General features: G+C 62.6%; 16 protein-coding genes and 1 riboswitch. Of the genes, 12 read left to right on the top strand and 4 right to left on the bottom strand.

Annotated features, from left to right (window positions below; all coding sequences use genetic code 11):
• Positions 1-19 precede the first annotated feature (19 nt).
• The 4 genes from NQE15_RS18085 to NQE15_RS18070 are packed head-to-tail and all read left to right on the top strand — an operon-like array spanning position 20 to position 2,961.
• Positions 20-223: a tautomerase family protein gene (locus NQE15_RS18085; RefSeq protein WP_265943349.1), complete on the top strand. Its 204-nt coding sequence runs from the start codon at positions 20-22 to the stop codon at positions 221-223.
• Between the two features lie 22 nt (positions 224-245).
• Positions 246-1,160, top strand: a complete 915-nt coding sequence (locus NQE15_RS18080; protein WP_265943347.1) for an acetaldehyde dehydrogenase (acetylating) — start codon at positions 246-248, stop codon at positions 1,158-1,160.
• Entirely contained in the window at positions 1,160-2,215 is a 1,056-nt protein-coding gene (gene dmpG / locus NQE15_RS18075) for a 4-hydroxy-2-oxovalerate aldolase (RefSeq protein ID WP_265943344.1), read from the top strand. Before NQE15_RS18080 ends, dmpG begins: the two co-directional genes overlap by 1 nt.
• A gap of 44 nt (positions 2,216-2,259) precedes the next feature.
• Positions 2,260-2,961: an NAD(P)H-dependent oxidoreductase gene (locus NQE15_RS18070; RefSeq protein WP_265943342.1), complete on the top strand. Its 702-nt coding sequence runs from the start codon at positions 2,260-2,262 to the stop codon at positions 2,959-2,961.
• Between the two features lie 18 nt (positions 2,962-2,979).
• On the opposite strand, the gene NQE15_RS18065 is transcribed toward NQE15_RS18070, so the two are convergent.
• From NQE15_RS18065 to NQE15_RS18055, 3 genes are all read right to left on the bottom strand, one after another.
• On the bottom strand, positions 2,980-4,743 hold the full coding sequence (locus NQE15_RS18065) for a sigma-54-dependent Fis family transcriptional regulator (RefSeq protein WP_265943340.1): 1,764 nt from the start codon (positions 4,741-4,743) through the stop codon (positions 2,980-2,982).
• 89 nt (positions 4,744-4,832) lie between these two features.
• On the bottom strand, positions 4,833-5,630 hold the full coding sequence (locus NQE15_RS18060) for an HpcH/HpaI aldolase/citrate lyase family protein (RefSeq protein ID WP_265943338.1): 798 nt from the start codon (positions 5,628-5,630) through the stop codon (positions 4,833-4,835).
• A gap of 234 nt (positions 5,631-5,864) precedes the next feature.
• Positions 5,865-6,266, bottom strand: coding sequence for an FKBP-type peptidyl-prolyl cis-trans isomerase (locus NQE15_RS18055; protein WP_265943336.1), 402 nt, complete (start codon positions 6,264-6,266; stop codon positions 5,865-5,867).
• A gap of 210 nt (positions 6,267-6,476) precedes the next feature.
• Here NQE15_RS18055 and NQE15_RS18050 point away from each other — a divergent pair, with 210 nt between their 5' ends.
• Entirely contained in the window at positions 6,477-7,763 is a 1,287-nt protein-coding gene (locus NQE15_RS18050) for an Hsp70 family protein (protein WP_265943334.1), read from the top strand.
• Positions 7,764-7,802: 39 nt separating this feature from the next.
• Here the strand turns inward: NQE15_RS18050 and NQE15_RS18045 are convergent, their stop codons facing one another.
• Positions 7,803-8,921 carry a hypothetical protein gene (locus tag NQE15_RS18045; RefSeq protein ID WP_265943332.1) on the bottom strand — a complete coding sequence of 373 codons (1,119 nt, stop codon included), beginning with the start codon at positions 8,919-8,921 and terminating at the stop codon, positions 7,803-7,805.
• Positions 8,922-9,137: 216 nt separating this feature from the next.
• Here NQE15_RS18045 and NQE15_RS18040 point away from each other — a divergent pair, with 216 nt between their 5' ends.
• From NQE15_RS18040 to NQE15_RS18010, 7 genes are all read left to right on the top strand, one after another.
• Positions 9,138-9,356: a hypothetical protein gene (locus NQE15_RS18040; RefSeq protein ID WP_265943330.1), complete on the top strand. Its 219-nt coding sequence runs from the start codon at positions 9,138-9,140 to the stop codon at positions 9,354-9,356.
• Between the two features lie 41 nt (positions 9,357-9,397).
• The gene (locus tag NQE15_RS18035) at positions 9,398-9,802 is read left to right on the top strand and encodes a hypothetical protein (RefSeq protein WP_265943328.1); all 405 of its coding nucleotides are present in this window, start codon (positions 9,398-9,400) and stop codon (positions 9,800-9,802) included.
• A gap of 187 nt (positions 9,803-9,989) precedes the next feature.
• Entirely contained in the window at positions 9,990-13,019 is a 3,030-nt protein-coding gene (locus NQE15_RS18030) for an EAL domain-containing protein (protein ID WP_265943326.1), read from the top strand.
• Between the two features lie 121 nt (positions 13,020-13,140).
• Positions 13,141-13,230: riboswitch (cyclic di-GMP riboswitch) on the top strand.
• 194 nt (positions 13,231-13,424) lie between these two features.
• Positions 13,425-14,558, top strand: coding sequence for an HD-GYP domain-containing protein (locus tag NQE15_RS18025; RefSeq protein ID WP_265943324.1), 1,134 nt, complete (start codon positions 13,425-13,427; stop codon positions 14,556-14,558).
• A gap of 304 nt (positions 14,559-14,862) precedes the next feature.
• Positions 14,863-15,540 (top strand): TetR/AcrR family transcriptional regulator, encoded by a 678-nt coding sequence (locus tag NQE15_RS18020; RefSeq protein ID WP_265943322.1) that lies wholly within the window; start codon positions 14,863-14,865, stop codon positions 15,538-15,540.
• A gap of 75 nt (positions 15,541-15,615) precedes the next feature.
• The gene (locus NQE15_RS18015; protein ID WP_265943320.1) at positions 15,616-17,970 is read left to right on the top strand and encodes an acyl-CoA dehydrogenase; all 2,355 of its coding nucleotides are present in this window, start codon (positions 15,616-15,618) and stop codon (positions 17,968-17,970) included.
• On the top strand, positions 17,970-19,253 hold the full coding sequence (locus tag NQE15_RS18010; RefSeq protein ID WP_265943318.1) for an acetyl-CoA C-acetyltransferase: 1,284 nt from the start codon (positions 17,970-17,972) through the stop codon (positions 19,251-19,253). The genes NQE15_RS18015 and NQE15_RS18010 overlap by 1 nt, the downstream gene beginning before the upstream one ends.
• Position 19,254: the final 1 nt, after the last annotated feature.

Raw genomic sequence — 19,254 nt, 5'->3', positions numbered from 1 at the left:
CATAAAAGGAAACAGCACCATGCCAATCATTGAAATGCACCTGCTCGAAGGTCGCAGCGTCGAAAAGAAACGCAAGGCCGTGGCGGCCATCACCGCCGCCCTGGTCGAGTCGCTCGAGGTCAAGGCCGACACGGTCCGCATCCTGATCACCGAGCATCCGGTCGAACATTTTGCTGTGGCCGGCGTGACCGTTGGCCAGCGCAACGAAGTGACCTGCCCGTAAGGCAAAACCAATAGAGGAAGACATGAAAAAAATCAGATGCGCCCTGATCGGGTCGGGCAATATCGGCACCGATCTGATCTACAAGATTCAACGCAGCCCGCTCCTCGAGCCGGTATGGATGGTCGGTATCGACCCCGAGTCGGAAGGCCTGGCCCGCGCCCGCGACATGGGGCTGAAGACGACCGCCGCCGGCGTCGACGGCCTGCTGCCCTACGTGCTGGAAGACAATATCCAGGTCGCTTTCGACGCGACTTCGGCCTATGTCCATGCCGAGAATTCGCGCAAGCTCAACGAGCTGGGCGTCATGATGATCGACCTGACCCCGGCCGCCATCGGTCCGCTCTGCGTGCCGCCGGTCAACCTGCGCCAGCACGCCGACAAGGTCGAGATGAACGTCAATATGATCTCCTGCGCCGGCCAGGCGACGATTCCCATCGTTTCCGCCGTTTCCAGCGTGCAGGCGGTCGGTTACGCCGAGATCGTCGCCAGCCTGGCCTCGAAATCGATCGGCCCGGGCACCCGCGCCAATCTCGACGAATTCACCTACACCACCTCGAGCGCCATCGAGAAGGTTGGCGGCGCGCGCAAGGGCAAGGCGCTGGCCATCATCAACCCGGCCGATCCGCCGATGATGATGCGCAACACCATTTCCTGCCTGACCGACGAGGAGCCGGACCAGGACCGGATCACGGCCTCGGTGCTGGCGATGATCAAGGAAGTGCAGAAATACGTGCCGGGCTACCGCCTGGTCAACGGTCCGCTATTCGACGGCAAGCGGGTCACCGTCTTCATGGAAGTGGCCGGCCTTGGCGACTACCTGCCGAAATACGCCGGCAACCTGGACATCATGACGGCGGCCGCGACGCGCACCGCCGAGATGTTCGCCGAAGAAATCCTGGCTGGAAAAATCCAGCTCAAGTCTCTGGAGGTCGCGTGATGAGCGCCGAAACCAATCTCAAGGGCCGCAAGGTCGTCATCCATGACATGTCGTTGCGTGACGGCATGCACGCCAAGCGCGAACAGATGTCGATCGAACAGATGGTCAGCATCGCCACCGCGCTCGACGCGGCCGGCGTGCCGCTGATCCAGGTCACGCACGGTGCCGGCCTTGGCGGCAACTCCTTGCAGCACGGCTTCGCGCCGCACAGCAACGAGGAATACATCGGCGCCGTCGCGCCGAAGATGAAGCAGGCCAAGGTCTCGATCCTGCTCATTCCCGGCCTGGGCACGATGAAGGAGCTGCAGTCGGCCTACGATTGCGGCGCGCGCAGCGTGCACGTCGCCACCCACAGCACGGAGGCCGACACCTCGCCGCAGCACATCGCCTTCGCCCGCAAGCTGGGCATGGACACCAGCGGCTTCCTGATGATGGCCCACCTCAATACGCCGGAAGGCCTGGCCGGGCAGGGCAAGCTCATGGAATCCTACGGGGCGCAGACCGTGTACATCACCGATTCCGCCGGCTACATGCTGCCGGGCGACGTCAAGGCGCGGGTTTCTGCGTTGCGCGCCGTACTCAAGCCGGAAACCGAAATCGGCTTCCACGGCCATCACAACATGGGCATGGGCATCGCCAACTCGATCGCCGCCATCGAAGCCGGCGCCAGCCGCATCGATGCCTCGGTGGCCGGTCTCGGCGCCGGCGCCGGCAACACGCCGACCGAAGTCTTCGTCGCCGTCTGCGAGCGCATGGGCATCGTCACCGGCTGCGACCTGTTCAAGCTGATGGACATGGCCGAAGAGCTGATCGTGCCGCTCATGGAGCACATGGTCCGCGTCGACCGCGCCTCGCTGACCCTGGGTTTCGCCGGCGTCTATTCGACCTTCCTGCTGCATGCCAAGCGGGCTGGTGAGCGCTTCGGCATCCCGGCGCGCGACATCCTGGTCGAACTCGGCCGCAAGAAGATGATCGGCGGACAGGAAGACATGATCGTCGACACGGCCATGACCATGGCCAAGGAACGCGGCCTGCTCAAGGAAGTCGCAGCCTGATCCGCGAGCCGGGGAGGGACCTCCCCGGCCTTTCTGGAATACCCATGAAAATCCTGATCGTCCATGCTCATTATGAGCCGCAATCCTTCACGACGGCCCTCAAGGATCTCGCCGTCGAAACCCTGGTCGCCGCCGGGCATGAGGTCAGGGTGTCGGACCTCTATGCGATGCACTGGAACCCGGTGGCCTCGGTCGCTGATTTCGGTGAGCGCAAGAATTCCGATTACTGTACCTATGCCCTCGAACAGCGCCACGGCTTCGAAAACGGCTCGCTGGCGCCGGATGTCCTGGCCGAAGTCGAGAAAGTCGATTGGTGCGACCTGCTGATCCTGAACTTCCCTATCTTCTGGTTTTCGGTGCCCGCCATCATGAAGGGCTGGATCGACCGCGTCTTCGTTTCCGGCCGCTTCTATGGCGGCAAGCGCTTCTACGACCAGGGCGGGATGACCGGCAAGCGGGCGATGCTCGCCTTCACGCTGGGCGGGCAGCCGCACATGTTCGGGATAGAGGGCATCCACGGCGAAATCGATCTCATGTTGCGCCCTCTGCTGCGCGGCGCGCTCGGCTATGCCGGCTTCAGCGTGCTGCCGCCCTTTGCGGCCTATCACGTGCCTTACCTTTCGCACGAAGGGCGGCAGCAGATCCTGGTCGACTACCAGCAGCGCCTGCTGACTCTCGATACCCTGGAGCCCCTGCGCTTTCCGAGCATGGGTGATTTCGACGAGCGCCTGTACCCGAAGGCCTAGGGCAAGGGCAGGGCGGTTCTACTCTTCCGCCGGGTGCGGCACTTTCTTGCCGGACAGCCGGTAGGCGACGCGGGAACGCGTCGTGCCGAGGATCTTCGCGGCACCGGAAACATTGCCGGCAGCGAGTTGCAGGGCCTGATTGACCGCCATCTCCTCCAGACCGTCGAGCGAGATGCTGCCCGCCGCCAGCGCATCGCGCAGGAAGTCCGGCAATTGTTCGTCGCCCGGCGGCTGGCCGGCATCGCGGCTGGCGTCGTCCGCTGCCGGCCGGGCCGGTTCGCCGCGCAGATTTTCGCCGCTGTTGAAGAGATGCCCGACGTCGATGCCGCCGTCGTCCGGGGCCAGGATGACGCCGCGTTCGATGAGGTTTTCCAGCTCGCGGATATTGCCCGGCCAGGCGTAGGACATCAGCGCTTCGAGCGCCGCCTCGGTGAATCCGCTGACCGTGCGCTTGTGCATGGCCGTGTAGCGATTCAGGAAATGCTCGACGAGCAGCAGGATGTCTTCCCGGCGTTCGCGCAGGGGCGGGATGCGCACCGGGAAGACGTTGAGGCGGTAAAAGAGGTCGTCACGGAACTTGCCGGCTTCGACGAGCTGGCGCAGGTCCTCGTTGGTGGCGGCGATCACGCGGACATCGACCTTGCGCACGCGGGTGTCGCCGATCCGCTCGATTTCGCCTTCCTGCAAGGCCCGCAGCAGCTTGCCCTGGGCAACCAGGCTGAGGGTGCCGATTTCGTCGAGAAAGAGGGTGCCGCCGTCGGCACGCTCGAAGCGCCCCGGGCGGGACTGGCTGGCGCCGCTGAAACCGCCTTTTTCGACGCCGAACAGTTCGGATTCGATCAGCTGTTCCGGAATGGCGGCGCAGTTGATCGCCACGAAGGGCTGGGTCGAGCGCTCGCTGATGTTGTGCAGGGTGCGCGCGAACTGTTCCTTGCCGACCCCGCTTTCGCCCAGGAAGAGCACGGTGGCCCGGGTTGGTGCGACGCGCTTGATCATGTGACAGACGGCGTTGAAGCCGGCGGAAATGCCGACCAGATTGATCTGGCCGCTGGTGTCGCTGGCGCTGTCGTCGCTGCGACTGAAGGAGAAGGGCTTGGCGCTCGGGGCTTGGACGAAGTCCTGGGCCTGCAGGTAGCGCGTGTCGGCTTCCGGATCGTCCCACTGGTCGATGGCCTTGCCGATGATCTTGCAGGCGGCATGCCCCATGCCCTTGCATTCGACTTCGCGGATCAGCATCTGGCGGCCGAGAAAGCTGCTCAGGTAACCATTGGCATAGCCCTGTTGCATCCAGCAGACCGGTGAATTGCCGATGCCCATGGTGGCGATATGGCGCTCGGCCTCGGCCGAGTTGTGCCACAGGTATTCGCCGTAGAAATGGCCGGTTTCGACATTGACTTCCGAAACCAGGGTTTCAATCGAGACGAAACCTTCGAGGGCGTGCAATTGCGGCCCGACGCCGAAGGCGTCGAAGTCGTTGCAGTCGGCCCGGATGCGCCGGACCATCTCGGCATCCCGGCTGCCCGAGTGGTAGCCGATGCGGGTGATGATGCCGCGTGCCTTCTCGATGCCCAGGGTTTCGATCAGTTCCCGCCGCAGGGCGCCCAGCGACGCGTTGTGGAGGAGCAGCATGCGGCGGTCTTCGAGCCATATTTCGCCATTGCCGGGGACGAAACGCAGCCGGTCGGCAAGATCGGCGAGATCGGGAAAGCGGTGCTGGGTCTGGACGTTCGGCGCGACCAGCCGAATGCTTCCGTCCGGCGTCGTTTTCAGGGCCTTGTCCATGCTCCATCCTTTGCTGTCGGGTTCGCCGTCGCACCGCACGGGAGGCGACCATCAAAAATCAAATTATCGCCTCGTCTGCCCCGATCCGCTCAATAGCCGGTGACGCTTTTCTCCTCCGCGCCCGGTTTGTATTCCCGGCGCAGTTCGCTGGTTGCCGCCGCCAGCAGCAGGGCGTCGACGCCCACGGCAATGAAGCGGGCGCCGGCCGCGAAGTAGCGGTGCACGATGGCCTTGTCGCCGCACAGGACGCCGCCGCTTTTCCCCGCCGCCCGAACTTTGCGCAGCCCAGCCTCGATCGCCTCGACGATGCTGGGGTGATTCGATTGCCCGAGCAGGCCGTAGGAGGCGGCCAGATCGGCGGCGCCGAAGAAAATGCCGTCGACGCCATCGACGGCCAGGATGGTCTCGAGATTGTCGTAGCCCTGCTTGGTCTCCACCTGGAGCAGCAGGCACATCTGGTCGTTGGCCTGGGCGCTGTAATCCTGGATTCTTCCCCAGCGTGAGGCCCGGGCCAGGGCGGCGCCGACGCCGCGGATGCCGGCCGGCGGATAGCGCATCGCCTGGACCAGGCCGACGGCTTGTTCGGCTGTCTCGACCATCGGGATGAGCAGCGTCTGGATGCCGGTTTCCAGCAGTTGCTTGATCAGCACGTGGTCGCCCTGCGGCGGGCGGACGATGGCTTGCGAAGGGTAGGGCTCGATGGCCTGGAGCTGCGCCAGGATGCTGCGCAGATCGTTCGGGCCGTGTTCGCCGTCGATCAGCAGCCAGTCGAACCCGGCGCCGGCGCAGATTTCGGCACTGAAGGTCTCGCCCAGCCCGAGCCACAGTCCGAGCAGCATCTGGTCATTCAGCAGATCCGCCTTGAAGCGGTTGAAAGGGATATCCATGCGCGAGCTGTGTCCGGTTGATTATTCGACGGTGGGGAGCGGCATGCCGCCATGAAGTGCCGTTCGCGCGGGAGAGAATGGTTATTTTGGTTTGGCTCACCCCGACACGGAAAGCAACTATGTCGGAAGGTGTTTCATACTGTCCAATACAAATTTGTGTTGATTTTGATACCGCCTGGGTATCGATTCGATTCCCGATGTGGCGCCAATCTGGCAAACACCGGGAATACAGACTCACTTGCTGTCGAGGAGCTGGATTTCGAAATTCAGTACGCTGTTCGGCGGAATCTTGCCAAGGTCGCGCGAGCCGTAGGCAGTTTCGGAAGGGCAGGTGAGCTTGGCGGTGCCGCCGACCTTCATCTTCTGCACGCCTTGGGTCCAGCAGGGAATGACCTGGTTGAGGCCGAAGGTGGCGGGCTGGTTGCGCTTGAACGAGCTGTCGAACTCGGTGCCGTTGAGCAGGGTGCCGCGGTAATGCACGGTCACGTTGCTGGTCGCCGACGGCGAGGCGCCGGTGCCCGGCGTCACGTGCTCGACACGCACGCCGGAGGGCAGGGTTTCGACATTCGGTGCGGCCTGGGCGGTGGCGGAAATGGACAGGATGGCGGCTAGGATGGTCAGGGGCAAAACACGCATGGAGAGATTCCTTGGCTGGGTTGTTGAATTGTTTGCAATGGCCGGCGCAAACGATCCCGCCCGTTCGGTCGGGGCGGGCTCGTCGCGGTCGCCGTGGCGGCAAAGGATAAACCAAGTTGCCGGCGCTCGCGGCGTCATCCGGCCGTGCTTGGTTGTGGACAGCATCGTCGGCCCCGCGTAGCATCGCGCCCCCTCCCGCAAAGCCTAGCGATGTCTCACTCTTCTCCCGCCCGCGCCTGCGGTATCGATTTCGGCACCTCCAATTCCACCGTCGGCTGGTTGCGGCCGGGGCTGCCGACCTTGCTGGCGCTGGAAGACGGCAAGCCGACGCTGCCCTCGGTGGTCTTTTTCAATGCCGAGGAGAACTCGGTCAGTTTCGGCCGGGCCGGGCTGCGCGAATATCTCGACGGCTACGAGGGGCGGCTGATGCGTTCGCTGAAGAGCCTGCTCGGCAGCAGCCTGATCGACGGGCGCACCGAAGTTCAAGGCAGCGTCATCGGCTTTCGCGACCTGCTCACCCGCTTCATCGCCAGCTTGAAGGCGCGCGCCGAAGCGCGGGGCGAACGCGCCTTCGAGCAGGCGGTTTTCGGGCGGCCGGTGTTTTTTGTCGATGACGATTCGGCGGCCGACCGCGTCGCCGAAGATACGCTGGCCGGGATCGCCCGCGCCATCGGCTTCAGGGAGGTGAGTTTCCAGTACGAACCGATCGCCGCCGCCTTTCATTACGAAACCACCCTGGCCCGCGAGGAGGTGGTGCTGGTCGCCGACATTGGCGGCGGTACTTCCGATTTTTCCATCGTCCGCCTCGCCCCGGAGCGGCTCAAGGCGGCGGAACGCTGGAGCGACGTGCTGGCCAATGGCGGCATCCATATTGGCGGCACCGATTTCGACAAGCACCTGAGCCTGGCCGCGGTCATGCCCCTGCTCGGCCACCGCAGCCGCCTGAAAAGCGGGCGTGAAATGCCGGCCAGCGTTTATTTCAATCTCGCTACCTGGCACACCATCAACTTCGCCTACGCCCGCCCGGTATGGGCCGACCAGCAGCGCCTCGTCCTCGACGCCATGGAGCCGGAACGCCTGAACCGGCTGCTTGCCCTGATCCGCGAGCGCGCCGGCCACTGGCTGGCGCATCAGGTCGAACAGGCCAAGATTGATCTCTCCGATGGCGATACGGCCGTCCTGTCGCTCGAACGTTTTGCCCCCGACGAGCAAAAGCTGCTTACGCGCGCCGAGTTCGATCTGGCCACGGAAATGCTCGTCGATCAGGTCGAAACTGCGGTCGCCCGGCTGCTGCCCACGGCGGGTCTGGCCGCGACCGGCATCGACACCATTTTCTTCACCGGCGGCTCGAGTGGCATCCCGCTGCTGCGCCGGCGCATCGCGGCATTGCTGCCGCAGGCGCGGGTCGTCGAGGGCGACCTTTTCGGCAGCATCGGGGCCGGCCTGGCGGTTGATGCGGCGCGCCGTTACGGCACCGTGGACGATCCTCGGCGCTAGGGTTTACGAAGGTTCGAGCCAAGCCGAAGGGATCACTGCCTATTCCTTGCCTGCGCCATTCTCGTCGGGCGCTTCGTCATTGCCTGTTTGCTCCTGTGCCGGCGACTCGTCGGGCAAGAGTGTTTCTAGCGCTTGCCTCGCGGGCTCGACCGGTTGCGTAAAGGTTTGCGGCGTGCTTTTTTCGATCTGCTCGGAAAGGTAATAGATTCCCGCCATCATCCCGGTGTTGGGGTCGTCCATCAAAATGTGCCACATGTCGTCCATCGCGGCGTTTAGGGTTTCGCGAAGCTGTGACTCGATTTCCGCGCGCCCTGCCTCGTGCAGCATGACGCCGATGCCGGCCGCGCCAAGGGAAATCACCGTGCCGGCGATGCCGCCGACCAGAGCCGACGCGGCGCTCGCCCCGCCGCTGATCGCCAGCCGATCCATCAGTTTCTCGCTGACCTGCTTGGCGACCGGCGAGATCCGTTTCTTCGACAGCCCGGCCCCGGCATTCGCCGCGGCTTCGCGGGCTTGTCGGAGCAAGGCAGCATAAGCCGGCAGGTTGTCGATCGGTTCGCTATAGACAATCTGGTAAAGGGAAGCGTTATGGGCCGCTGGCGGGGCGAGGGCAATGGCCGGTATGTCCTGGAGCCGCCGTTCGAACTGATCCTGAGGGACGCCGTAACGCTGCGCGATGGGCTGAACTTGCTCGCTCAAATGCCGAATGTAGAGTTTGGTCGCCTGTGCCCTGATCGTTTCGGGATCGACTTCCTCGGCGACCGGAGCCAGTACGCGGTCATGGTATTGCTCCTGCAAATAGGCGGCCAGTCGGTTAACCGGCGGATCGGTCGTATCCCCGGAGCTCAGGTTGTACCAGGCAACCTTGGCGGTCAGCCATTGCTGGGTCCAGTAACTGGAGAACCAGGGAATGAAATCCGCCTCGGCTCTTTGGCTGGCCAGCTGCTTCCAGTTCTCCATCTGGCTATAGGCGAAACTCCGGGCAGCGCTGGTCGCCGCCCGTGACCCGGCGCCAATGTCGCTATCGACCTGGCGCCAGGTACTCGCCGCAACCGGGGGCGGCGGCACCAATTCGGGGGCTCGCTCGGGCGTGGCACAACCGGCCAGCACAATCATCGCGAGGATGACCGGGACGCGAAGGGTGACGATCAGGGACATGGTGTATGGATTCGCACTTCACCTTTTCATGCTAGTTCATCTGGCGTCAAAGCCCCAATTGACAATCTGTTGTGCCCCAGCGGTCGATCTCATGGCACGGCGGAGTGGCGGCCTCAAAGGGTTTCAACTCGCATCGACTGGGGCAATTGGCTCTGGAAAAATAGCCGGGATGGTGTAGATTCAAAGCACGAGCCGTTTTCTTGCCAAGGAGGTCGTATGGCGATCCAATCCGTGACGTCGAATGTCAACGCCTTTACCAATCCCGGTACTCAGCCGACGCAAACGCAGCAGTCTCAACAAACGCAACAGGCGCAAGCGATCGAGAAGCAGGAGCCGCGTCCCGCAGAGCGTGTCGAGCTGAAGGAAGAAGCGCCCAAGCCGGTAACGAATGCTCAAGGTCAACGTACAGGTACGTTGATCAATGTGACTGCCTGAAACCTCATGGGCGGTGCTTGGCACTGCCGGGAGGTGTGAACATGGCGATAACCTCGTCTTCAGGTTTGCAGTCGCCGAGCGGCGGGATCTGGTCGCAGATTCAGCAACAACAGGCGCAGCGCAATGCCGATCAGGCCGAACAGCAGGCCCGTGCCTTGCAATCCCGCGCCCGTGAAGCGCAGACAGTGGCCGATCGGGCGCAGGAGAATGCCCGTTCGCTGAAGGTTCAGTCGGGTCAGGCACAGGGTCAAGCCGAGAGTGCGCGGCGCGGCCTGGTGGCCATGGAATCCATCGGCAAGGTGCAAACCGGGATCAACGATTTGCGCGAACAGATCAGTGCCGCGCTGGCGCCGGCCGAAACGGCTGTCGCCACGACAGCAGAACCGGCGGCGGTAATCAATGTTTTTGGGCAGGCGACGGGTACGTTGGTCAATGTAACGGCCTGAACAGCGGTTTGAGATTTGAAATGCTGTCGGGCGCGTTGGCGCTTTTTTTTTGCCCTTGGGATTGCAGATGGTTTGTGCCCTGCCGCAGTATCAGTAGCCCCGTCTGCATTCCGTCATCGATACCGGTTGCAATTCGATGACGGCTTGCTCAGAATCGGTTCGATAACTCGAAAAAAGATGGCGATCAATGGGTCTAGCCCCGGGAAAGAATGCGCCGGTCGGTCGGCAGTTGTGGATTGCTCTGGTAGCCTTGGCCGTGGGCGGCTTCGTGCTGCTTGGTTACGTGCTGTGGTCGGGCTACCGAGATATCTGGACCGAGGCCCAGACCACCGCCAGGAGCCATGCTGACCTGATCGAAGCGCGCTTCGACGCGACCTTGCGACGGGTCGATTCCAGCCTGATCGGACTGACATCGCGGATCTCCGCCGAGTCGCTTCAACGCGAGGCCGTACCGCGTTTTCGTCAGCAGATTGAAGCCGAGTTCGAACGCCACCGGCAAGTGTTTCCGGAAGTAGCCGGATTTCGCGTGCTCGATGCCAATGGCGAGGTGCTTTACATTGCCGGCGGCGGAGCCTATGTCAATCTCGGGGACCGTTCCTACTTCATCCATCTGCGCGACTACGCGAATGCCGGTATCGTCTTCTCGGAAGTTCTGACTTCGCGGATCACCGGGCGAACGACGATCGTCGCGGCACGGGCGATTCGTGGGCCGGACGGGGCGTTCCGCGGGGTGGTCAGTGCGGCCATCGAGCTTGAGTATTTCGAGCGCCTGTTCCGGACGGTCCATCTGGGTAAAAGCGGGGCCTTGGCGATTCGTCGCAGCGACACGCATTTCCTGGTCGTCCGCCAACCGTCAGTGCCCACTGAAATCAATCGCGCGCTGGACACTGCGCACCCGATTTACCAGCGTATCGCGGCGGGAGAAGGCAGAGGAACGCTGGAGTTCGTCGCCAAGACCGACGGTGTCCGGCGGGTTTATGCCTACAGCGTCCTTGAGCAATATCCCTTTTACGTGCTGGCCGGATTGTCCGAGGCCGACATAATGGCTGCCTGGCGGCAGCGCTCGCTGATTGTCGGCGGCCTTGGCCTGGGCTTGTTCTGGTGTCTGGGCATCGTCCTAGTCTGGCTGTTCCGAGCCCAGAAACGGGAATTGCTGGCGGCCGATGCCTTGCATCGCCATCAGGATCAATTGAAAGCGGCGCAACGAATCGCCCAGGTCGGCAGTTGGGAAATCGATCTGGCGACCCGGGTCGTAACCTCTTCGGACGAACTTTACCGGATCTTCGAAGTCGAGCCGGTGCCCGGCGGGGCGCATTACGACGATTTCATGGCCAGGGTTCATCCGGACGATCAGGCGACGGTCGACAAGGCACTGAACGAATCCGTTCAGGAGCATCGCCAGGTATCCCTGAAACACCGGCTTTTGTTGCCGGACGGTCGGGTCAAGTATGTTCAGGAGTTCTGCGAGCCGGAATATGCCGAGGATGGCACGGCGCTGCGCGTGATCGGCACCTCGCAGGATGTCACCGGTCAGCATCAGATGGAAGCGCGCATGCAACTGCTGGTCAGCGCCTTCCAGTACAGCGGCGAGGCAATCCTGATCACCGATGCCGACAACAACATCATTACCATCAATCCGGCTTTCACCAGGCTCACCGGTTTCCTGCCGGAGGAGGCGCTGGGCAAGAACCCGCGCTTTCTGTCGGCGGGGCGGACGACGAAGAACGAATACCGTCAGATGTGGCAGAGCATCACCGAGCGTGGATTCTGGCAGGGGGAAATCTGGGATCGCCGGAAGGATGGTGGTGTTTATCCGAAATGGATGTCGATATCGGTCATTCGCGACGAGGACGGTACCATTCGCTATTACGTCGCCCACTTTACCGATGTCACTTCAGAGCGGGCGGTCGAGGCAAAGCTCTATCACATGGCACATCACGATGTGCTGACTGGCCTGCTCAATCGCTTCAGCCTGAAAGGGCGGCTCGATCAGGCGCTGTCGGCAGCGCGGCGTGACGGGTCGCGGGTCGCCTTGCTGTTCGTCGATCTCGATCGCTTCAAGGCGGTCAACGACACCCTCGGCCACCATGTCGGCGACCAAATGCTGGTCGAGGTCGCCAAGCGCCTGTCCGAAAGTGTGCGTGACAGCGATGTGGTGGCACGCGTCGGTGGCGACGAGTTCGTCATCATGCTGTCCGGCATCGAACATAGCGGATCGGTGGCGAAAGTGGCCGAAAAGGTGGTCGGCAACATTGGCGATCCGTACTCGATCGAAGGTCACGACCTGTTCACCACGCCCAGTATCGGAATCGCCATTTTCCCGACCGACGGCGACGACGCCGACACCTTGTTGAAAAATGCCGATGCCGCGATGTATCACGCCAAAACCGCAGGCCGGAACAATTTCCAGTTTTTCGATTCGAGGATGAACGATGCGGCGCTCGAACGACTGGGGATCGAGCACGGGCTGCGCCAGGCCTTGTCGCGTGACGAGTTCTGTCTGCATTTCCAGCCAGTACTCGACACCGTCAGCGGGCGGGTGGCCGGGGTCGAGGCGCTGGTACGCTGGCAGCACCCCGAGAGGGGAATGCTGTTGCCTGGCAAATTCATCGGCATCGCCGAGGAGAGCGGCTTGATCCAGCCGCTCGGCGAGTGGGTCTTCTGGGCCGCCTGCAAGCAGTTGGCGGACTTTCGCGCGGCCGGTATCTACGGCGTCAGGATGGCGGTGAACATTTCCGCCATCCAGATGCGTAACGGCAACTTGCCGATCCTGGCCAAAGGCGCCATCGACGCCTTCGGGCTGAATCCCGCCGATCTGGTTTTCGAAATCACCGAATCGGTGGCCATGCAGCAACCGGCGGAAACCGTCCGCATCCTCGATATCCTGCACGATATGGGGATCGGTCTGGCGATTGACGATTTCGGAACCGGCTATTCATCGCTGAGTTACCTGCGCCTGTTCCCGATCGACTTGCTTAAGCTCGACCGCAGCTTCGTCGAGGAGATCGGGCAGAGCGCCGATGGTACCGTGATCTGCGATGCGACCATCGGCCTGGCCCACAATCTCGGCCTGCGCATCGTGGCCGAAGGCGTTGAAACGGACGAGCAGCGCGAATATCTGCGGGGCAGGGGTTGTGATCTGATGCAGGGTTTTCTTTTCAGTCGGCCGGTGCCGGCCAATGAAGTCATCGCCTTTATTCGCCAGCGCAACACTTAAGTTAAGTCGTAACAATCACGGGAAACTGAATAGTTGCCAAGGCAAACCAAATTGCATAAATTTGACCGCTATCGTGGGCTAATTTGATATTTGTCAAGCTGGCAATTTGCCACTAAAGTAGTGTGGGTACTGGCAAACTCGACTGAAAAGCGAGGACGCAAAGCCACCGGTCCTCTGACCCCATCAGGTCAAAGATAGCGGGGCTGCCAAGTACTCCCCTGTGCTTGACCGTTCACTCTCTGTCAGTTGTGTCCCCGTGTCTAACGAGCAACACCAACTGAACAGATGTCTCATGAGTGCATTCAATAGCGTAAACAATCACTGCCTTGGCAAGATCATGGCATTGACCGAAACGAACGATGTGATCGCATCGGACGATATCTACGACAGTCAGGGAGTGAAGCTGTGGGCCAAGGGGGCAAGATTTCCGGGAGCCTGCAGGAGCGACTGGCCAGCCGCAAGTTGCGGACGCCGCTTGAGCTGACGCTTGAGGTCGAGAATGGCATTACCACCGGCGATGTGGCCGATGACTGCCAAAAAATCATCCTGGCGAACCCGATTCTCTGTCACCTGGCCAGCAGCAAGGCCGCCTTTGCCTCTTTGTCACATCTGCGCCTGGTGCGCTTGCCGAGCGCCCTGAAGCTGTTGTTGGCCGCTGCCTACGGCAATCGTGGCGGCGATGAGTATTCGCACGAATTGCACACCATCGCGCTATGCGCCGGTTTTGCGGCATATGCCCAACTCTCCTCGATGGATACCGAACTGTTGCTGAGTGCTGCGCTATTGCATGATTTGGGTGTTCTGTACGTGAACCCGGATTTGCTGCACGCTGACCGTCCGTTGACCGCCAAGGAATGGGCCTCGGTGGCGGTTCATCCGAAGGTTAGCCATATGGTGGCGCTGGAAATCGGCAAACTGCGCGAAGAGGTGGGCCAGGGCATCGGCCAGCATCATGAACGGCTTGATGGCAGCGGCTATCCCTTCATGCTGACCAAGGAGAAGATTTCACCGATCGGCTCGATTCTGGCGGCCGCCGATGCCATGGCGGCGATCATCGAACGGGGCGGCGAAGGGGCGGCCTACCAGGCCACACTGGCCATCAGGCTCATCCCGGAAGAATTCAATCCGGTGCTCAAGGCCTACATCTGCACGTCGCTGCGGGATTTGGCTGAATCATTTGGCCATGGCGATCAGCCTTGCTATGAGCAGACCCGCGACGTCGTGTTCAAGCTCGATCAGGTCGAGCAGAAGGTGCTTGAACTCCTGCAGAGTGCCTCGGGCAAGGTGCACGACCTCCTGCAAATGGCCGGTAACGTCTGCCACAACGTGCGCAAGGCGCTACGAGCCACCGGAGTGGATTCCCTGCTGCAAACTTACACCCCTGGCGACGAGGGCGCGTTCTGTGGCGAGGTCTATCACATCGTCCATGAAACCGGTTGGCGGCTGCGCAATATCTCCCGTACCCTGCAGTTGCGGGCCGATGCCTTGGCGCTGGATGAACAGGCATTTCTGGCACCACTGATCTCCGTTCTGGAATAGTCGCCGACCGCCTTTCCGGTGGATCGAGTAGCCGACTCCGCCGAACTATCCTTCGCCCACCGCTTTAAGTCCTCCTGTTTCCGGAGGCCGCGTCCTTCGCGAATGGTCGAGCACCCCCGGGCTGCTTGAGCATTGCGAACCGCGATTGCCTGAGCGAAGCCAGTGGTCGAGTTTGTCGAATTCAGGCTCAAGCGCCTCCGCTCAGGTTTTCATTCAGTTATTTCCACAAAGATAGAAAACGCTTGCATTGCCCCAAGCTTTTTTCTATGATTAAAACGAACGTATGAATTACAAGGGAGCAATCATGGCTGAAGTCCGATCTGTCGATACCCGCGAGCGCATTCTTGATGCTGCCGAGCACCTGTTCATGGCGCACGGCTACGAAGGGACGTCGATGCGCCAGATCACCGGTGACGCCGGGGTCAATCTGGCGGCCGTGAATTATCACTTCGGTTCCAAGGAATCACTGATGCAGGAGGTGTTCCGCCGTCGTCTGGACTGGCTGAATGAGGAGCGGATGCGGGTGTTGAACGAGATGGAAGCCGAGGCGGCCGACAAGCCCCTGAAACCTTCGCAGATCGTCGACGGCTTCTTCGGCACGCTGTTGCGCATGGCGGGCGACGAAAAGCGCGGCGGGGTCACCTTCCTGCGCCTGCTCGGCCGGACGCTGACCGAGCCCTCGGAATTCATCCGCGCTTTTCTGGCCCACGAATATCAGGCGGTGATGGATCGCTACAAGGAAGCGCTGTTCCGCGCGCTGCCCGAGGTGCCCAAGGCCGAGATCGTCTGGCGCTTCCATTTCATGCTCGGCGCCACCTCCTACGCCATTGCCGGCACCGACGCGCTGCGCCTGGTTACCGACTGGCAGATCGAGGACGCGGATTCGACGGATCGCCTCGACCGCCTGGTGCCGCGCCTGATGTCCTTCCTGCTCGGCGGCCTGCGCGCGCCGTTGCCCCAGTTTTCGGATGCTGCGCCCTGAAGGATGGTTGTGCCGGGCGCAGTCAGTAGCAAATGAACGACCAAAAGCAAAAAAGACATAAAAGGAGACAACAGCATGTTCAACAGCCTCATCCCTCTGCTGGGTATTGCCGCTCTGGCGGCTTTGGCCGGGCTGGTCCTGATCCGGCCGCTGCGCCGGAGCCTGATCACCCGGCCCATTTTTTCCACCTACCGTAAGGTGCTGCCGCAGATGTCGGACACCGAGCGCGATGCGCTCGAAGCCGGCAGCGTCTGGTGGGAAGGCGAACTGTTCCGCGGCAAGCCGGACTGGCAGAAGCTGCACGGCTACCCGGTGCCCAAGCTGACGCCGGAAGAGCAGTCCTTCCTCGACCACGAGTGCGCGGAAGCCTGTCGCTTGGTCGACGACTGGAAAGTCACACACGAACTCTACGACCTGCCGAATGAAGCCTGGCGCTACATCAAGGACAAAGGCTTCCTCGGCATGATCATCCCCAAGAAGTACGGCGGTCTGGAATTCTCGGCCTATGCCCATTCGCAGGTGGTGACCCGGTTGTCGACGCGTTCTTCGGCGCTGGCGGTGTCGGTCATGGTGCCCAACTCGCTGGGCCCAGCCGAACTGCTGCTGCACTACGGCACCGAAGCCCAGAAGAACCACTACCTGCCGCGTCTGGCGAAGGGCATCGAGGTGCCGGCCTTCGCGCTGACCAGCCCGTGGGCCGGTTCCGATGCGGCCTCAATTCCGGATAGCGGGGTCATCTGCAAGGGTATGTGGCAGGGCAAGGAAGTCATCGGCATGCGGGTCAGTTGGGACAAGCGCTACATCACGCTGGCCCCGGTGTGCACGGTGTTCGGCCTGGCCTTCCACCTCTACGATCCCGACGGCCTGCTCGGCAAGAAGAAGCATATCGGCATCACCTGCGCCCTGGTTCCCTACGACCATCCGGGCGTCGATACCGGCCGCCGTCACTTCCCGCTCAACGCCATGTTCATGAACGGCCCGACGCGCGGCAAGGATGTTTTTATGCCGCTCGACTTCATCATCGGCGGCCCGGAAAAGGCGGGCCACGGCTGGCGCATGCTGATGGAGTGCCTGGCGGCGGGGCGCTCGATCTCGCTGCCTTCGTCGAACACCGGCATGGCGCAGATGACGGCGCGCGCCGTCGGCGGCTATGCCCGGGTGCGCAGCCAGTTCAAGATGGCGGTCGGCCGCTTCGAGGGCGTAGAGGAGGCGCTGACCCGGATCGGCGCCTACACCTACATGATGGATGCCGTGCGCAAGATGACGGCCGGTGCCGTCGATCTCGGCGAGAAGCCCTCGGTGGTCTCGGCTATCGCCAAATACCACGTCACCGAACGTGCCCGCCAGGTGGTCAATGACGGCATGGATGTCATCGGCGGGAAAGGCATCTGCCTCGGCCCCTCCAATTTCCTCGGCCGTGCCTACCAGCAGGTGCCGATCGGCATCACGGTCGAAGGCGCCAACATCCTGACCCGTTCGCTGATCATCTTCGGCCAGGGCGCGATCCGCTGCCATCCGTATTTGCTGCCCGAAATGCAGGCGGCGCAGAACCCGGACACCAGGAAAGGCCTGGTCGATTTCGACAAGGCGCTGTTCGGCCATATTGGCTTCACCATCAAGAACGGTTGTCGCGCCCTCTGGATGGGCATGACCGGTTCGCACTTCGCGGCCGTCAATGTCGATACGGCGCCGGAGATGAAGCGCTACTACCAGCAGTTGAGCCGCTTCTCGGCCGCCTTCGCCTTCATGGCCGACATCTCGCTGCTCGTGCTCGGTGGCAGCGTCAAACGCCGCGAAAAGCTGTCGGCCCGTCTCGGCGACATCCTGGCCCAGATGTACCTGATCTCCTGCACGCTGAAGCGCTACGAGGCCGAAGGCCGCAAGGCGGAAGACGCGCCGCTCGCCCACTGGGCGATCTGGGATGCAATGTACAAGGCGCAGCAGGCTTTCGACGGCGTGATCGCCAACTTCCCGGTGCGCTTCATCGCTGCCTTCCTGCACCGCTCGATCTTCCCGTGGGGGCATCCGTATGTCGTGCCCTCCGACGAGGTCGGCCATCAGGTCGCCAAGGCGCTGATCTCGCCGTCGGCCACCCGCGACCGACTGACTGCCGAGTGCTACCTGCCGCTGACCGAGAACGAGCCGGTCGGTGCCATCGAACTGGCGCTGATGGCAACCCTCGAGGCCGAGGCCATCGAAGCCAAGATTCGCGCCGCCGAGAAGGATGGACGTTTCGACGACAATCCGCTGGCCAATGTCCGCGACATCGCCATCGTCGCCGTCGAGAGCGGGGTCATCACGGCGGCCGAGTACGAAGTCATGAAGCGCCGCAACCATCTGCGCGACATCGTCGTCCATGTCGATGATTTCCCCTTCGACTACGGCGTGGCGACGGCCAACAAGCCGGCCGAAAGCCGGATGGCCGCCTGATGAAACCGATTTATGTAGTCGACGGCGCCCGTACGCCGTTCCTCAAGGCGCAGAAGGGACCGGGGCCGTTCGCGGCTTCCGATCTGGCGACCCAGGCGGGCCGGGCGCTGTTGCTGCGCCAACCCTTCCTGCCCAGCGATCTGGACGAGGTGATTCTCGGCTGCGCCGCACCGTCGCCCGATGAAACCAATATCGGCCGCATGGTCGCCCTGCGCCTCGGTTGCGGCGAGAAGGTGCCGGGCTGGACGGTGATGCGCAACTGCGCCTCCGGCATGCAGGCGCTCGATTCGGCCATCGCCAACATCCAGTGCGGGCGTTCCGAACTGGTGCTGGCCGGCGGCGTCGATGCGCTGTCAAGGGCGCCGCTGTTGTACACCGACACGATGGTGCGCTGGTTCGCCGGCATGATGGCGATGAAGACCACGGGGCAAAAGCTCGGGCATTTCCTGAAACTCAAACCGGCGGCGCTGTTCAACCCGGTGATCGGCCTGATGAAGGGCCTGACCGACCCCGTGGTCGGTCTCCTGATGGGCCAGACGGCCGAGAACCTGGCCTGGAAGTTCGGCATCAGTCGGCAGCAGATGGACGAGTTCGCCGTGCGCAGCCACCAGCGAGCGCTGGCCGGGCAAGCCGCCGGCCATTTCGGCGAGATCGTGCCGTTGGTCGATGGCGAGGGCAAAGTCTATGCCGAAGACGACGGCGTACGCGCCGATGCCAGCCTGGCCGGCATGGCCAAGCTCAAGCCCTTCTTCGACAAGAAGTACGGCAACATCACCGCCGCCAATAGCTCGCAGATCACCGATGGCGCCGCCTGGCTGATCCTGGCTTCGGAAGAAGCGGTGCACAAATGGAATCTCAAGCCGCTGGGCAAGATTGTCGACAGCCAGTGGGCCGGCCTCGATCCGGCGCTGATGGGCCTTGGCCCGGTGCACGCGGCGACGCCGATCCTGCAACGGCATGGCCTGGGCCTCGACGACATCGATACCTGGGAACTCAATGAAGCCTTCGCGGCGCAGGTCCTGGCCTGCCAGGCCGCCTGGCAATCGGATGAATACTGTCGCGAGCAGCTCGGCTTGCCGGGCGCTCTGGGCGCCTTGGACGACGCCAAGCTCAACGTCGATGGCGGGGCGGTGGCGATCGGCCATCCGGTCGGTGCCTCCGGTGCCCGCATCGTGTTGCACGCTCTGCACGTGCTGCGCCGGCAGCAAGCCAAACGCGGCATCGCGACTATCTGTATCGGTGGCGGCCTGGGCGGCGCCATGCTGGTCGAAACGGCGGGCTGAC

This window comes from Dechloromonas sp. A34 (assembly GCF_026261605.1).
In the GTDB taxonomy this organism is placed as follows: Bacteria; Pseudomonadota; Gammaproteobacteria; order Burkholderiales; family Rhodocyclaceae; genus Azonexus.
This window is presented reverse-complemented; position numbering and strand designations above follow the sequence as displayed.

Bases quoted from the DNA above. Each gene is read 5' to 3' on its own strand.
- NQE15_RS18010 (WP_265943318.1), top strand. From the start codon at position 17,970: ATGAAACCGATTTATGTAGTCGACGGCGCCCGTACGCCGTTCCTCAAG.
- NQE15_RS18045 (WP_265943332.1), bottom strand. From the start codon at position 8,921: ATGTCCCTGATCGTCACCCTTCGCGTCCCGGTCATCCTCGCGATGATT.
- NQE15_RS18035 (WP_265943328.1), top strand. From the start codon at position 9,398: ATGGCGATAACCTCGTCTTCAGGTTTGCAGTCGCCGAGCGGCGGGATC.
- NQE15_RS18050 (WP_265943334.1), top strand. From the start codon at position 6,477: ATGTCTCACTCTTCTCCCGCCCGCGCCTGCGGTATCGATTTCGGCACC.
- dmpG (WP_265943344.1), top strand. From the start codon at position 1,160: ATGAGCGCCGAAACCAATCTCAAGGGCCGCAAGGTCGTCATCCATGAC.
- NQE15_RS18020 (WP_265943322.1), top strand. From the start codon at position 14,863: ATGGCTGAAGTCCGATCTGTCGATACCCGCGAGCGCATTCTTGATGCT.
- NQE15_RS18080 (WP_265943347.1), top strand. From the start codon at position 246: ATGAAAAAAATCAGATGCGCCCTGATCGGGTCGGGCAATATCGGCACC.
- NQE15_RS18070 (WP_265943342.1), top strand. From the start codon at position 2,260: ATGAAAATCCTGATCGTCCATGCTCATTATGAGCCGCAATCCTTCACG.
- NQE15_RS18030 (WP_265943326.1), top strand. From the start codon at position 9,990: ATGGGTCTAGCCCCGGGAAAGAATGCGCCGGTCGGTCGGCAGTTGTGG.
- NQE15_RS18015 (WP_265943320.1), top strand. From the start codon at position 15,616: ATGTTCAACAGCCTCATCCCTCTGCTGGGTATTGCCGCTCTGGCGGCT.
- NQE15_RS18040 (WP_265943330.1), top strand. From the start codon at position 9,138: ATGGCGATCCAATCCGTGACGTCGAATGTCAACGCCTTTACCAATCCC.
- NQE15_RS18060 (WP_265943338.1), bottom strand. From the start codon at position 5,630: ATGGATATCCCTTTCAACCGCTTCAAGGCGGATCTGCTGAATGACCAG.
- NQE15_RS18065 (WP_265943340.1), bottom strand. From the start codon at position 4,743: ATGGACAAGGCCCTGAAAACGACGCCGGACGGAAGCATTCGGCTGGTC.
- NQE15_RS18085 (WP_265943349.1), top strand. From the start codon at position 20: ATGCCAATCATTGAAATGCACCTGCTCGAAGGTCGCAGCGTCGAAAAG.
- NQE15_RS18055 (WP_265943336.1), bottom strand. From the start codon at position 6,266: ATGCGTGTTTTGCCCCTGACCATCCTAGCCGCCATCCTGTCCATTTCC.